This window comes from Azospirillum aestuarii, from assembly GCF_016632405.1.
Lineage (GTDB): Bacteria > Pseudomonadota > Alphaproteobacteria > Azospirillales > Azospirillaceae > Azospirillum > Azospirillum aestuarii.
Window position 1 is genome coordinate 171,628 of record NZ_JAEPIV010000004.1, and the last position, 14,385, is coordinate 186,012.

General features: G+C 69.3%; 12 protein-coding genes. 1 reads left to right on the forward strand and 11 read right to left on the reverse strand.

The window, feature by feature from the left end:
• Positions 1–77: 77 nt before the first annotated feature.
• On the forward strand, positions 78–1,847 hold the full coding sequence (locus JJL56_RS11900; protein ID WP_200485232.1) for a protein arginine N-methyltransferase: 1,770 nt from the start codon (positions 78–80) through the stop codon (positions 1,845–1,847).
• Positions 1,848–2,008: 161 nt separating this feature from the next.
• Here JJL56_RS11900 and JJL56_RS11905 read toward each other — a convergent pair whose 3' ends face one another.
• From JJL56_RS11905 to JJL56_RS11955, 11 genes are all read right to left on the reverse strand, one after another.
• Positions 2,009–4,111, reverse strand: a complete 2,103-nt coding sequence (locus tag JJL56_RS11905; RefSeq protein WP_200485233.1) for a molybdopterin-containing oxidoreductase family protein — start codon at positions 4,109–4,111, stop codon at positions 2,009–2,011.
• Positions 4,112–4,138: 27 nt separating this feature from the next.
• The gene (locus tag JJL56_RS11910) at positions 4,139–5,281 is read right to left on the reverse strand and encodes a THUMP domain-containing class I SAM-dependent RNA methyltransferase (RefSeq protein WP_200485234.1); all 1,143 of its coding nucleotides are present in this window, start codon (positions 5,279–5,281) and stop codon (positions 4,139–4,141) included.
• Between the two features lie 42 nt (positions 5,282–5,323).
• A complete protein-coding gene (locus JJL56_RS11915; RefSeq protein ID WP_200485235.1) occupies positions 5,324–6,013 on the reverse strand; it encodes a GDSL-type esterase/lipase family protein in 690 nt (229 codons plus the stop codon).
• Entirely contained in the window at positions 6,010–7,221 is a 1,212-nt protein-coding gene (locus JJL56_RS11920) for a hypothetical protein (protein ID WP_200485236.1), read from the reverse strand. Before JJL56_RS11920 ends, JJL56_RS11915 begins: the two co-directional genes overlap by 4 nt.
• Before the next feature lie 120 nt (positions 7,222–7,341).
• Positions 7,342–8,382: an SIS domain-containing protein gene (locus JJL56_RS11925; RefSeq protein ID WP_200485237.1), complete on the reverse strand. Its 1,041-nt coding sequence runs from the start codon at positions 8,380–8,382 to the stop codon at positions 7,342–7,344.
• Between the two features lie 49 nt (positions 8,383–8,431).
• The gene (locus JJL56_RS11930) at positions 8,432–9,631 is read right to left on the reverse strand and encodes a lipid II:glycine glycyltransferase FemX (RefSeq protein WP_145624406.1); all 1,200 of its coding nucleotides are present in this window, start codon (positions 9,629–9,631) and stop codon (positions 8,432–8,434) included.
• A 70-nt stretch (positions 9,632–9,701) separates the two neighbouring features.
• A complete protein-coding gene (locus JJL56_RS11935) occupies positions 9,702–10,823 on the reverse strand; it encodes an acyltransferase family protein (protein WP_211110822.1) in 1,122 nt (373 codons plus the stop codon).
• A gap of 434 nt (positions 10,824–11,257) precedes the next feature.
• A complete protein-coding gene (gene phbB, locus JJL56_RS11940) occupies positions 11,258–11,998 on the reverse strand; it encodes a beta-ketoacyl-ACP reductase (protein WP_200485238.1) in 741 nt (246 codons plus the stop codon).
• Between the two features lie 292 nt (positions 11,999–12,290).
• Positions 12,291–12,863: a hypothetical protein gene (locus JJL56_RS11945; RefSeq protein WP_200485239.1), complete on the reverse strand. Its 573-nt coding sequence runs from the start codon at positions 12,861–12,863 to the stop codon at positions 12,291–12,293.
• A 70-nt stretch (positions 12,864–12,933) separates the two neighbouring features.
• Positions 12,934–13,785: a hypothetical protein gene (locus JJL56_RS11950; protein WP_200485240.1), complete on the reverse strand. Its 852-nt coding sequence runs from the start codon at positions 13,783–13,785 to the stop codon at positions 12,934–12,936.
• A 79-nt stretch (positions 13,786–13,864) separates the two neighbouring features.
• Positions 13,865–14,335, reverse strand: coding sequence for a hypothetical protein (locus JJL56_RS11955; protein ID WP_145624394.1), 471 nt, complete (start codon positions 14,333–14,335; stop codon positions 13,865–13,867).
• Positions 14,336–14,385: the final 50 nt, after the last annotated feature.

Below are 14,385 nucleotides of genomic sequence, written 5' to 3' on the forward strand. Positions count from 1 at the left end.
TCGCGTGTTGTGCTATCACCGCGCGCAACCGGTTTCGCTCGGCGGCACCGCGCCGCTGCCGGTCAGGCGAAGGACCCATGATGGCGACCATTGAAGAAGCGCTCGGCATCGCGATCGACCATCACGCGTCCGGTCGCTTGGCGGAAGCCGAGGCCATTTACAGCCGCATCCTTGACGTGGATCCTCTGAACGCGCCCGCCTTGCATCTGGCGGGGATGCTGGCCTGCCAGACGGACCGCCTCGACACCGCGCTCGACCGGCTGGGCCTTGCGGTCCGGGAGGCTCCCGGCATGGCCGCCTACCGCGTCGACCATGCCAAAGCGCTGATCGCCGCGGGGCGGTGGGGCGCCGTCGCGTCGGCCTTGCGCCCCGTCCTCCTGGCGCTGGCCCCCGATTCCGCCGAGGGTTGGTATTTCCTGGCACTGGCGGAGCATCATTCCGGTGGCATGGACGCCGCCATCGCGGCGTTGGACCACGCCTGCGTCCTGGCCCCCGAGCGGGGCGACATGAGCGGCCGGCTCGCCCTGCTTCACCAGCAGCGGGGACAGGAGTCCCTGCGGCGGTCCCGGTACACCGCGGCCCTGGTGGACTTCCGGCGCGCGGCGGCGTTGCTGCCGGAGGATGCCGAAATGCGCTTCCAGCTTGCCACCGCGTTTCTGGAATCCAACCGCTTCGAAGCGGCGGTCGATATGTACCACCGGGCGTTGAGCCTCGACCCGGCGGGCGGTTTCACCCTGCACAATCTGGGCATGGTCCTGGCCAGGAGTGGCCGGATGGAGGAGGCGCTGACCGCGCTGCGCCGTGCCGCCCGCCTCGATGCCGGCCACATCGCCGTGCGTGAGGCTCTGGCCCTCATGCTGGCGCCGCGCGACCCGGCCGAGGCCGCCCTGTGGTCCGCCGAAGCTCTGGTTCTCAAGGGGGCACCGGTCATTCAGGACGCTCCGCCGTCCGCCAAGCCGCCTTTGCAATTGCGGGCGGACGGCGTCGCCGTGGCAACGCGACAACCGGTCTACCCTCCTGCGGTTGCCTTCCTGCCGGCCGAGCCGGGCCGTCCCATGCTGGCCGAACGGCCCTGCCGCCACGGGTTGATGCGTTTCTTCCCGCAGGACGCCTATGTCGGGTTCTCCCTCGGGCACTACGGCGAGTATTCGGACGAAGAGCATCGCCTTGCCGCGATGCTGGCGGCTGCCGGCGACGTGGTGGTGGAGGCGGGATCGAACATCGGTTCCCACACCGTTCCGCTGGCCCGGTCGGTCGGCCCCACCGGGCTTGTCCACGCATTCGAACCGCAACGCGCGGTTCACGATCTGCTGGCCCACAACCTCGCCGCCAATGGGCTCGGCAACGTCGTCCTGCACCGGGCGGCGGTCGGCAACGCACCCGGACATGTCACCGTTCCGATTCCCGATTATGGGCGGCCCGGCAACTTCGGCGCCGTCAGCATGGGGGCCCTCGACGGCGAGGTGGTGCCGGTCGAGACGATCGACGGGCTTGGCCTGGAGCGGCTGGCCCTGCTGAAGGCCGATGTGGAGGGCATGGAGGCGATGGTGATCGAGGGGGCGGTCCGCAGCATCGCCCGTTGCCGACCCGCGCTCTATCTGGAGAACGACCGGGAAGAGCAATCCGCCGATCTGATCGCCATGCTCCAGGAACTCGGCTACCGACTTTGGTGGCACATCGTGCCGATCTACAACCCGGCCAACCACGCGGGCAATCGATACGATGCCTTTCCCGGCGTGGTGTCCCTGAACCTTCTGGGGCTGCCGGAAGGACGCCCTTGCCCCCTGCCGGCTCTGCCGCCGGTCACCGGGCCCGGCCAGTCCTGGCGCGAGGCCCTGACGCGCTAAAGCGAATTTTCATTCGCTTTAGATTCATATGGCCTCATTTGCCGGCCGGGCTTCGGCCGCACTTGCGGCCGGGACCGCAGTTGCGGTCCAAAGCGGATTGAAATCCGCTTTAGGAATGCCGTTGTCCGTCCGTGCACCCGCCATTCCTGGAATGGGCTTGCTCAAGCGGCGGCGTCGGCCTTGCGCACCCGCACATGGCTGTCGTGGAAGGCAGCGCCGCCGAAGGGTGCCACGGGATCGGCGCCGGTCAGGCTGTTGATGCCGCGTCCGCCATCGTGCGCTGCGTTGGGCCATATGGATTCGGCGATGACCACGCCCCGCCGCACCCCGTCGAACAGCCGGGCGTGCAGGAGCACCGCGCCGCGCCGGTTGGCGGCCTCCACCCGGTCGCCATCCGCGATGCCCAGCGCCGCCGCGTCCTCGGGGTGCAGCATCAGGCTCGGGCGGCGCTCCCGCCCCGTGGAGGTCGGGGTCTCGGTGAAGCTGCTGTTCAGGAAGTTGCGGGCCGGCGCGGTGACCAGCCGGAAGGGATGCTCGTCGTCGGCCTCCTCCGTCACCGCCCAATGGTCGGGGAAGGTCGGCATCGTATCGACCGGACCGAAGGTGGACGGGGCGGCGTAGGGGACCGTCGGCCAGTCCGGCTTCAGGCGGAACTTGCCGTCCGGCCAGCGGAATCCCTTCACGAAATGCGCCGTCTCGAAATCCGGCTGGACGTCGAGGAAGCGCGCAGCCTCCAGCGCCTCCAGCGTGCCGTGGCCGGACGCGCGCAGCGTGGCGTCGATCAGCTCCCGCTCGGTCATGGCGAAGCCGGGGTGGGAGTCGCTGCCCAGCCGCCGCGCCAGCTCCCCGATCACGGCGTGGTTGGGCCGGCAGTCGCCGGGCGGATCGACCAGCTTGGGCCCGAGCAGGATGTGCTGGTTGCCGCCCGCCTGATAGAGGTCGTCGTGTTCCAGGAACATGGTCGCGGGCAGCACGATGTCGGCCATGCGCGCCGTCTCGGTCATGAACTGCTCGTGCACGCAGACGAACAGGTCGTCGCGGGCGAAGCCCCGGCGCACGCGGGCCTGATCGGGGGCGACGGTCACCGGGTTGGTGTTCTGGATCAGCAGAGCCGTCACCGGCGGGCCGCCGGCCAGCGCCTCCGGGTCGCCCTCCAGGATCGGGCCGATCCGTGACTGGTCGAGCATGCGCACGGTCGGGTCGCGCAGATCCAGCCCCTCGATCAGCGTCTTGTTCCAGCCGTAGATGCCGCTGTTGGAATGGAAGGCGCCGCCGCCCTCGACCTTCCAGGCGCCGCTGACCACCGGAATGCAGGAGGCGGCGTGCATGTTCACCGCCCCGTTGCGCGAGCGGGTGAAGCCGTAGCCCAGCCGGAAATAACTGCGCGGCGTCCGCCCGACCAGCCGGGCGAAGGCCTCGATCTCCGCCGCCGGCAGGCCGGTGATGGCCTCCGCCCATTCGGGAGTCCGGCTGGCAAGATGCGCCTCCAGCCCGGCGGGGTCGTCGGCGTGGCTCGCAAGATAGGCGCGGTCGGCCAGCCCGTCGCGGAACAGCACATGCATCACCGCGCAGGCCAGCGCTCCATCGCTGCCCGGACGGATCAGCAGGGGGATGTCCGCCTGCTCCATGGTCGGGGTGCGGTAGACGTCGACCACGGCGATCTTCGCTCCGCGCTCCTTGCGGGCGCGGATGGCGTGGGTCATCACGTTGACCTGGGTGGAGACGGCGTTGGTCCCCCAGATCACCACGAGGTCGGACGTCGCCATCTCGCGCGGGTCGGCCCCGGCCAGCTTTCCGGCGCCGGCCAGCCAGCCGGCCCAGGCCGGGTTGGTGCAGATGGTGGCGAAGAAGCCCGACCAGCGGCGGGCGTGGCGCAGCCGGTTGATGCCGTCGCGCTGCACCAGCCCCATGGTGCCCGCGTAGTAGTAGGGCCAGACCGTCTCCGGCCCGTGCCGGCGCTCGGCCTCCAGGAACTGGTCGGCGACGATGTCCAGCGCCTCGTCCCAGGGGATCGGCGCGAACTGGCCGGAGCCCTTGGGGCCGGTGCGGCGCAGCGGCTGGGTCAGCCGGTCGGGATGGTGCACCCGCTCGGCGTAGCGGGCGACCTTCGCGCAGATCACACCAGCGGTGTAGCTGTTGTCGGCGGCGCCGCGGATGCGCCCGATGCGGCGCTCGTCCAGCACCTCGACCTCCAGCGCGCAGGTGGACGGGCAGTCATGCGGGCAGGCCGAGGCGTGCAGGCGGGGGGCGGTGCGGTTGGACATAATTCTACAAATGGGTGCGGGACGGGGTCAGGGAAGGGCGGTGGTGCTGTGCAGCGTCACGCGCAGGCCGCCGTGCGACACCGAGGGGCCAGAGGGCTGGAAGGGCAGGCCGGTCGCCTGGGCGAGCGACGCCTCGTTGGTGACGAGGCCGACCCGCCAGCCGGAAAAACGCGACAGCAACGTCTGACCCAGCGCGCCGTAGAGGGCGAACAGCGGCTTCTTCTCGCCGATCCGCGCGCCGTAGGGCGGGTTGACGATGACGAGGCCCGGCGGTCCTTCCGGCGGCATCAGGTCGCTGACCGCGTGTTTCTGGAAGTCCGTCAAAGCGGCGACGCCCGCGCGCTCGGCATTGGCGCGGCTCATGGCGATGGCCCCGCCGTCGCGGTCGCTGCCGTAGAAGCGAAACGCGGGCGTGGAAGCATTGCCACCCGCGGTGCGCATCGCCTGCCACGCCGTGTCGTCGAAGGAGGCGAGCTGTTCGAAGGCGAAGCGGCGGCTGCGTCCGGGGTGCAGGCCGGCGGCGATCTCCGCCGCCTCGATGACGAAGGTGCCGGAGCCGCACATCGGATCGACCACCGGCTCGGTGCCGTCGAAGCCGCAATGGTGCAGGAACAGGGCGGCCAGCGTCTCGCGCAGCGGGGCCTTGTGGATCTCCTCCTTGTGGCCGCGCTTGTGCAGGGATTCGCCCGAGGCGTCGACGCTGATGGTGCACAGGTCGTCGTCGATGCGGGCCTTGATGGAGACCTCCGCCTCGGCGGAGATGGTGGCGCCCAGCTCTTCGGTGATGGCGCGCTCGATGCGCTGGGCGGTCGCCCCGGCGTGGTAGATGCGCGAGCCCTTGCAGGACGCCTCGACGCGGACCGGCACGTCGGGGCGCAGGAACTCGGCCCAGGGCACCCGGCGCGCCCGCTTGTCGAGTTGGGCGAGGTGGAAGGCCCGGAAGGAGGCGACGCGGGCCAGCACGCGGGTCGCCCCGCGCAGTTCCAGGTTCGCCCGCCAGACCTCCGGCCAGCCGCCACGGACGGTGACGCCGCCCTTGATGGCGGTGGCGTCGCGGAAGCCCTTGGCCTTCACCTCCGCGCAGAGCACGGATTCCAGGCCCGGTGCTGTGACGATGAAGATCTCGAAATCGGTGCCGGTACGGTCGGCGGCGGCGGTGTCGCTGGTCATGGCCCCTAGATATCCCGAAGCCCCGCCGCCTTCGACATCTTTCTAGCAGCCAGCCTTGCCGATGAGGGTGGTCAGACGCTCGTAGCCGGCGCGGGTGAGATGCACCGGGTCCTTGTAAAGCGGGCAGGCGCCCTCCGCCGGACAGGCGTCGCGCAGCGGCTCATAAGCGTCCACTACGCGCAGGCCAGAGCCGGTAAGGGCGGTCAGCCGCCGGTTCACGTCCATGATGCGCTCGGCGAAGGCGGCGTTGCCGTCGCGCCGCGGCAACAGGGTGAGCAGGGTGACGCAGGCGCCGGGGGCGAAGCGCGTCACGTCCGTGGCGATGGTTACGATGGAAGCGGCGATCTCTGCGGCGGAGCGGTTTGGCAGGTCGTTCGTCCCGATCAGGACCAGCGCGGACGTCAGCCCCATGCCCGGTCCGAAGGACTGCCGCACCCGCCAGAGCAGGTTTCCCGTGGTGTCACCTCCAGCCCCGAAATTCATCGGCTCCGCGTCGAACAGCCGGCGGGCGAGGTCGGGCGGCCAGCCGGCGACCAGGGAGTCCCCGAGCAGCATCGCCTTCGGGTCCTGCCGCCGCATCGTCTCCATGCGCGTCGTCAGCCAGTCCGGGTAGGGCGGCTGCGTGCGCGGCCCGACGGGCATTTCGCCGTGCGTTTCGCCATGGGCCGGAACGGCCAGAAACGCCAGCAGAGCGGCGATCCCGGCCCATCCCGGCCGGGTGATCCGACTCACGCGGCCTTCGCCGGCAGGGTGAGGACTGAAACCTGTTCCGGGTGCAGGGCGGGCGGCGACAGGTCCAGCACGGCGCGCTCCCCCTCGGCCAGCGGGCGCACGGCGTTCACGGTCAGCGCGACGGTCAGCGGACCCTTCGGGGTGGGTACGTCCAGCACAAGGTCGGTGGCCCGGCCGGGATGCACCTCGAACCGCTCCTCCGCCAGCGTCGCGCCGTCCTCCGTGGCGATGCTCACGACGACGCGGAGCGGGACGGAATCGCGCAGGGGACAGCGCAGGGTGGCGCCGAGATGGAAGGGACCGGGTGCGTGCACCCCCGTCCAGCGCAGCGTGGTGCCGGGCCGCTCCGGGTCGGGGCCGTGCAGGCGGAACAGGCCCTCGTAAGGACGGCACCAGCTGTTTCCGTTCAGCAGACGGGCGGCTCCGGCGCGCAGGTCGCCCATGATGGGCTTTCTCAGGTCCTGATCGGGGCCGAAGGGGAAGCGGAGCTGAACCAGCGCGTCCGGCGTGCCGATGCGCATACCGGCGTGGCGCTGCGCCCAGTCGTGGCAGGGGAACAGGCGCAGCGCGCCCTGGACGATGGCGAACCACGCCGCGGCGTCAATGTCGTCCGCCTGATGATAAGGCGCGAAGCCGCTGACATAGCCGCGCATCAGGCCGGGCCGCTGCCAGTCCACACGGCCGATGCGGGCGGGATCGTCCGTCGCCTGCACCTCCAGCAGGGCGAAGTCGTCGTGGCCGGCCAGGGCAGCCAGCGCCTCGTACAGCCCGTCGATGGTGGCGGGGGCGATGCCGGGGTTCGACTTCACGACGAAAATGACCCCGCCCATCGCCGCCCGCGCGGTGAACTTGGCCTGGAGATACTGGATCTTGCGCGTCTCCCGGCGGTGTAGGGCGCGCCGCGTCGCCTCGTCGTCGCGGAAGACCAGTCGCCCGCCGGTGACGTCGGACTTCATATCGCTGTGCCAGCCGATGCCGTAGGCGGAATCCAGCACCATGCCGGTGCGCAGCGGCGACAGATTCTCGAACCGGTACATGCCCTCGAAGTTGGCGCGCAGCTTGGCGAGAAGCTGGTCCGGCTTCATCGAGGCCCAACGGAACAGGCTCCCCGCCTCGCAGGACAACCGGCGCAGGACGAAGCCGAATTCGCAATTGTCGCCGAGACTTTCGAACCGCAGAAGGTCGTCCGCACCGATGCCGATGGTCATGCTGTTGTCCCGTTTCGCTGCCAAGCCGTGGTTTCGGCAAGCCTAGCGCGAGCCGGTCGGGGTGCGTCAACGGGCGGTGGCGGCGGCGCCGAAAAGATCACCGCGAATTCGAGGTAATTCCTAAACCGTCCGGGTGACCTTGCGCAGATGGCGGGGCCGGTCGGGGTCGAAGCCGCGCGCCACCGCCAGCCGGGCCATGAAGGGGTAGAAGGCCTGGATCGCCGCGATGGGGTCCAGCACCGGGTGCAGCGGCGGCGGCAGGGGCAAAGGCGTGTCGGCCAGAGCGAGCGCCCGCCCCTCGGCGGAGGCGACCAGCAGATGGGCGCCGGCCTCCTTCAATGCGCGGGCGGTGTCCAGCACGCCGTCCAGCGTCTCGTCCCGCACCGCCGCCACCAGCACGGGGAAACCCGGCTCGACCAGCGCCATCGGGCCGTGCATCACCTCCGCCGCGCTGAAGGGTTCGGCGTGGGTGGCGGCGGTTTCCTTGAACTTCAGCGCCATTTCCTGGGCGATGGGATAGCTGCGGCCCCGCGCGACGATCAGCAGGCTGGACACGGATTCCAGCACCGGCAGCGCCGCCGACCAGTCCGCGTCACCGGCCCGTTCCAGTTCTTGGGGCAGCCGTGACAGCGCGTCGAGAAGCGTCCGGTCATCCGTCCAGACGGCGGTCAGCCGGGCGATGGCGGCGAGGCTGGCGACGAAGCTCTTGGTCGCGGCGACGCTCAGTTCCGGTCCGGCGTGCAGCGGCAGGGGGTGGGCGACCCGCCCCGCCAGCGGTGACTTTTCCGCGTTGACCAGCGCGGCGGTCAAGGCGCCGCCGGCCCGCGCCGCTTCCGCGACGCGCAGCAGGTCGGGGCTCTGGCCCGATTGGGAGATGGCCAGAACGAAGGCGTCCTTCACCCGCAGACCGGCGCCATAGGCCGTGACGACCGACGGCGCCGCCGAGGCGGTGACCAGCCCCAGCGCCGTTTCGAACAGGTAGCGGGCGTAACCGGCGGCGTGGTCGCTGCTGCCCCGCGCGATGGTCATCGCGAAGGGCGGCGGCACGGCCCGCAGCCGACCGGCGAGGGCCGCCACCGCTTCGACGTCGGAGTCCAGCAGGCGCCGAACCGCCGCGGGGGCGGCTGCGGCCTCCTGCATCATCAGGGGAATGCTGGTCATGGGTCGGCCTCCGTTCCAGGCCGATCATAACACGGTCGTTCCGCCAATCTCACGCCGGGCCGGTCGGGGCCTTTGCCAGGACGGCGGCGTCTGAGGCGTCCATCTCCTCCGCCGGGGCGGGCTCGGCCTGGGGAGGTTTCCAGTTGCGCAGCCGGCTCACCATCGCGCCGGCCTGGGACTTCCAGCGGTCGGCCTGGGCGCGCATCGATTCGCCGCCCTGGACCAGCAGGCGGCTGGGCAGCGGGCCGGGCGTCTCGAAGGTGCCGATGTGAAGCGTCTCGACCGGATGCTTGCCGGCGAGACCGCGCTTGAACTGGTAGACGCCGGGGTTGGTCTGGGCATTCACCCCGTGCAGGTCGTAGCGCAGCCCGCCGTTTGCCTTGATCCACAGCATCGCCCGCCATTGCAGCAGATAGGCGGCGTTGACCCGCAACCCGGCCTCCAGCGTGGCGGAGTTCTGCATCTGCCCGGTGGTGCCGAACAGCGACACGACCACCCCGGCCACCGGCCGCCCCTCATGCATGGCGAGGAAGGCGCGCATCTTTTGGCGCGGCGGCAGCGCGTCGTTGATGCGGGTGAAGGTGCGGCTGTCGTAGGCCTTGAAGCCCTTGCGGCGCTGCGTCTCGACGAAGATGTCGTCGATGGTTTCCAGCAGTTCGGTATGGGAGCCTTCGACGACCTCGATCCCCATCCGCTCGGCCTTGTTCAGCCCGCGTCGCCAGTGGTGGGACACATTGGAGCGCAGGCCCGCCTCGTCCGGCGTCAGGTCGGTGATGAAGGTGCGGTAGGGGGCCTTCTCCTCCCGGAACCGCATCCCCAGCGAGGCCAGGGCGGCCGTCACCGTCTCCCCGTCCGTCTGGGAAACATGGGGCAGCAGGCGCAGCAGCAGGCCGCGCCGGTCCGCGTACTCCGCCTTCAGCGCGTGCAGCGCGGTCATCAGGGCGGCGTGGTCCGGCCCCTGGCCGCGCGGGTGCCACATCGGCCCCCACATCACCAGCGCCAAGCCGCCGACGCCCGGCACGCGGCGCAGCAGCACCTGCACCGCGGCCACCGGACGCCCGTCGCGCCGCACGACGAGGTGGCTCAACTCCCGCCCGGCGTGGGCGATGCGGCCATAATCCCAGGTTTGGAAGATGTTGGCGTCGTCGAAGCCATCGAGAATGGCGTACCAGCCGCTGCGGTCGACCCGGTCGATCTCGATGGAGGACGCGGGGCACAGGACATCGCCACCAAGCGCGTCGGTGTACATTCAGGTATCTCCCCTGGAATTCACGGCGATCGTTTTTTGTGGAAGCGTTTGGTAACGGTTGGACGTTTGGTCACACGGTTCCGCCGGAGCGGTAGAAGGTGCTGAAGGCCGGGCGGGCCGAGAAGGCGGCCTGCGGGATATCGAGCAGACGGCGCAGCCGGTCGCGCACCGCCGGTTCCAGGACCGCGGCGACCAGCAGGGCCACGGCGATGGACAGGGCGCCGCCCGTCACCGCCCCGGCCATGGAGGAGGCCCCGGCCTGCATCGCCAGCGCCTTGGCCGAGCCGCCGATCACCTCGTGCAGCAGGTAGAGCGGGTAGGTGGCGAGCCCGATGAGACGCAGCAGGGACAGCAGGGATTGCGGCAGTGCGGCGATCTCCGCCCGCCAGCGCGCCGAGGCGGCGATGGCGAGAAGCGACAGGCCCCAGATCAGCAGCGGGTTCATCCACAGATCGGCGAGGTTCAACGGGACGGGCGAGCGCTCCACGAACTCCACCGACCGGGCGGTGATCTCCAGCGGCGCGGCGATCAGGGCCAGCAGGGCGCCGGCCATGCCCGTCCGGGTCAGCTTGCCGCAGGACCACAGCCAGAGGAAAATCCCCAGCGCGAAGAACACGCCGTGGCGCAGCAGCGTCATGTTCAGCATGCCGTATTCGAACTCCAGGAACGGCAGGCTGACGACGCCGAAGACGTGCAGGCTGTAGACGCCGAGATAGGCCGAACTGGCGGCGGTCAGCGCGAGGGCGAAATGGGGCAGCCGGTGGAAGTTGCCGCTGAACAGCAGCAGGAACACCGCGGCGTAGAAGGCGATCTCGACCGGGAGTGTCCAGTAGGCCGACGCGATGTAGGGGCCGGCGGGCGCCAGCGTGAAGGAGGCGATGAAGCGCCGCGCCAGATCCGGGTCGGGTCCGGGCATGAGCACAAGGGCGACGAGGCACAGGATGGAGCAGACCCAGGCTGCCGGATAGAGGCGCAGCAGACGCGACCGGATGAAGGCGATCGGGGTGGCGTTGTTGGCTGAATTCGCGATGACGAAGCCCGACACCACGAAGAAGACCTGAACCCCGGCCCAACCGGACCACATGACGTCCGCGACCGCGGGGTCGCGCCAGGTCAGGTGAAAGCCGGTGACCAGCAAAGCCGCGGCGAACCGCACCATGTCGATCCCGTAGACGTAATCGGCCCCGGACATTTGGCGGGCATGCCCGCCCCCCGGCAGAGTGTGCTGTATCGGCGTTTCAGGCACGATTCCTCCCTTCCTGCATGGGACGTGCCCATGTGCAGGTTCTCGACGTCTGTTGATTCCGGAAGACGAGCGCGGTGCAGCCTCAGGACGCAACTTGCGTGCTGCTGGGGAGCATACTCGCTGGTGGGCGCGGGTACAGGGGCCCGAACGGATTCAACAGGAAATCTGCGGGAGTATACTGTTCAGATGACCGGCCGTTACCGAAGCCATGGCACAAAGGGGAGGTGCGCGGCGCGAACGGTCGGCCCGATCCCGGGCGTTTTACTTTGAAGGGGTGCTGCGAAGAGCGAATGGCACACGGCCCGCCCCCGGTCAGGCCGGGGACGGGCCGTGTGCTTGCCGGCTCGGCAGTGTCCTGCCAGCGCCTTGCCGCCAGTAGATTACTGGTAGTTCAGGCCGCCATTGATGTTCAGGGTCGAGCCGGTGACGTAGCCGGCGATTTCCGACGCGAGGTAGGACACCGCGCCGCCGATCTCGTCCGGACGGCCCAGGCGCTTCATCGGAACGCTGTCGGTGATCGCCTGGCGGATGTCTTCACGGATGGCCATGACCATCTCGGTGCCGATGTAGCCCGGCGCGATGGCGTTGACGGTGACGCCCTTGGTCGCCAACTCCGCGGCCAGCGCCTTGGTGAAGCCGATCACGCCGGCCTTGGCGGCCGAGTAGTTGGTCTGGCCGGCCTGGCCCTTCACGCCGTTCACCGAGGAGATGTTGATGATGCGGCCCCAGCCGCGCTCGGCCATCTTCGGCGACACCTGCTGGGTGACGTTGAACAGGCTGCTCAGGTTGGTGGCGATGACCGCATCCCACTGGGCCTTGTCCATCTTGGCGAAGAACTTGTCGCGGGTGATGCCGGCGTTGTTCACCAGGATGTCCACCGGACCCAGGTCGGCCTCGATCTTGGCGACCATCGCCTTGCAGCTTTCGAAGTCGGAAACGTCGCCTTCCGCCACGTAGAACTTGAAGCCGAGGGCTTCCTGCTGGCCGAGCCAGGCGGCGGCCGGCTCGAAGTTCGGCAGGCAGTTCGCCGCCACGATGTAACCGTCCTTGGCCAGGGCTTGGCAGATGGCGGTGCCGAGACCACCCATGGCACCGGTGACGAGCGCGATCTTCTGAGACATTACAATCGCTCCAGTAATAGAAACGGCCAGCTCCTGGTGAGGCAAGCCCGCTGGTGAACCGCAGAAGCAAAGGGGTTGCTTCTTGTTACGGATGCTGTCGTGCCAATGGTCCTTATGGGGGGGGCCATCAACCGCGGCGGCAGGCATAACATAGAACAAGTCCGGCCCCGGGCCAATGCGCTGCAACATCGCAGATGCGAGCGGATGCGATTTTTCACAGGAATGTCAATAAGAAATGAATTTTCAGAGCCTTACTGCAACGCACCAAGTGGTGTGGCCAGCTGGATTCGACTCAAATCCGCAGGATTCGCCCGCCGGCCTTGAGCGCGAGCGGGAACAGCTTGGGCGCCACCGCCCCGAGAAGCCAGGGTCGCAGCTTCGCCAGCGCGGCCGGCGCGGCGAGCAGGGTGAGCGTCGCGCCGCTGTGCGCCCATTGGCCGGCGGTCATCCGCTCGAACCCGTTCCACAGCAGAACGGCGCCGCTGCACAGGCCGGCCACGGCGGTGACGGCCTCCCCCAGCGCCTGCAGCGCGTCGATTCCCCACAGCGGGTTCGTCGTGGTGACCCGCCCCACCAGCCGGCGCAGTTGCGCGGTCAGGCGCGCCGCGGATGCGGCGTCGAACCGCCCGCTTTCGACTTCGGCGCGGGGCAGGGCGACCAGGACATCGCCGTCCGGCTGGATCGAGACGCGCACCGGGATGGTGCGCAGGGCGCCGTTATTTCTATTTCCGGTTGAATGCGCGTCTGCCGGCACACGCAGGACGATCGTCCGTCCACCCTGGGCGAAGAACTGAAGAGTTAGCGCAATGCCATGCCCGCGCCGGGGAATCAGGCCGGCCTTGCCCCGGCGCAACCGCCCGACCATCTCGGTCAGGGCGTCGCGCCGCCAGGCGAAGCCATGCGGCAGGTCGCTGAGGAAGCGCCGGCGCAGCGGGCTACCCCGTGTCTCCTACCAGGGTGTTCACGGCTTTCCCGGCGAACCGGCCCAGAGCGTCGATCAGGAAGCTCCAATAGCGGAAGGAGACGTCCACCGCGTCTTTGTGGACGCCGATCATGACGCTGCTGCCGGCGTTGTCCCGGCCCTTCAGCAGGCGGGTGACCACGTCGCCGTCGATCTGGATCGTCGACTGCATGACCACCAGCTCGGTCCCGACGTCCCACGCCTTGCGGATGGTCACCACGTCCGCCGTCTTCAGCGCCGGCATGCGGCGGACCTCCTCGGCCATGCCGCGCAGATAGCTGACGGTTTCCAGCCCGCGCCGCCGCAGCACGTCGTTGATCTGGTCGGAGTTGCGCTGGATGCGCATCAGGATCGGCGGCGCGTCCCCGTCGATCATCGCGGCGGCGGACACCACGTCGGCGGTGGCGCCGGGCTGCCGGGCGGCGTCCAGGGTGCGGTCGGTCATCTCGCGCAGCCAGCTCGCCACCTCGCGCAGGTCGTCGAAGACCTTCAGCGTGGTGCCGCGGGCGGGGTCGTTGCCCGGCAGGTCGCGGCTGAAGAAGAACGGGTCGTAGCGGTCGGGCCGGGCGGTGTCGGATGGCGGGGCGAACGGGGCCAGCCCCCAATGGAACGTCTCCGAGATCCGGCCGGCCCAGGGGGCGAGGATCGCCGTCTCGCGGCTGCCGAAGGTGTCCAACTGCTCGCACAGGAAGACATAGTATTCCTGCGCCAGATCGATCAGCGCATCCCCCGCCAGCGGCATCTTTTCCGCCGAGATGCCGGTCTTCAGCACGGTGTTGATTTCGAGCGCGAGAAGGTTGCGCGCCAGATCGACGAACTGGGACATCGGCCACCTTGCAGAGTAGGGGAGGGCGTCGGGGGAGCGGCGGGGAGAGGGAAGGGCTCCCCGCCGCCCGGGAGGCGGGTCAGCTCGGGCGGCCGGAGATCTGGACGGCCAGATCGCGGATCGCCTTCAGGTTGGTGCTGACGATGTCGCTGCTCTTGGTCACCTGGGCGAGATGGAACTCGGTCAGGCTGTGGTAGGCGGTGTTGGTCGCGAAATCACGGCTGACCAGGTTCTCGATGTCGCCGGTGACCAGATTGACCTGGGTCTGGAACGCCTCGATGGTCGTGCCGGCTTTCGGACGGCAGGTGAAGCCGACCTGATTGGGATCGTCCTGGACAACGTCGATGTCGGCGATCGCGGTCACCACCGTCAGCGTCACCAGCCGTTCCAGCTTGTCCGCGATGGTGTTCAGCAGGGAGTTCGCCTTGCCCTGCTCGTTCTGGATGACCGCGGCGCCGCTCGGCGGCGGTGCGGACGGCGCTGCGGGCGCCTGAACCGCCGGCAATTGAATGGTCGAAGCGGTCGGTTCGGCGACGGCGGTATCGGACATGGCTGCACCCTTCTGGGGACGGATGGCGTAACATTACCAAGCATCGCGCA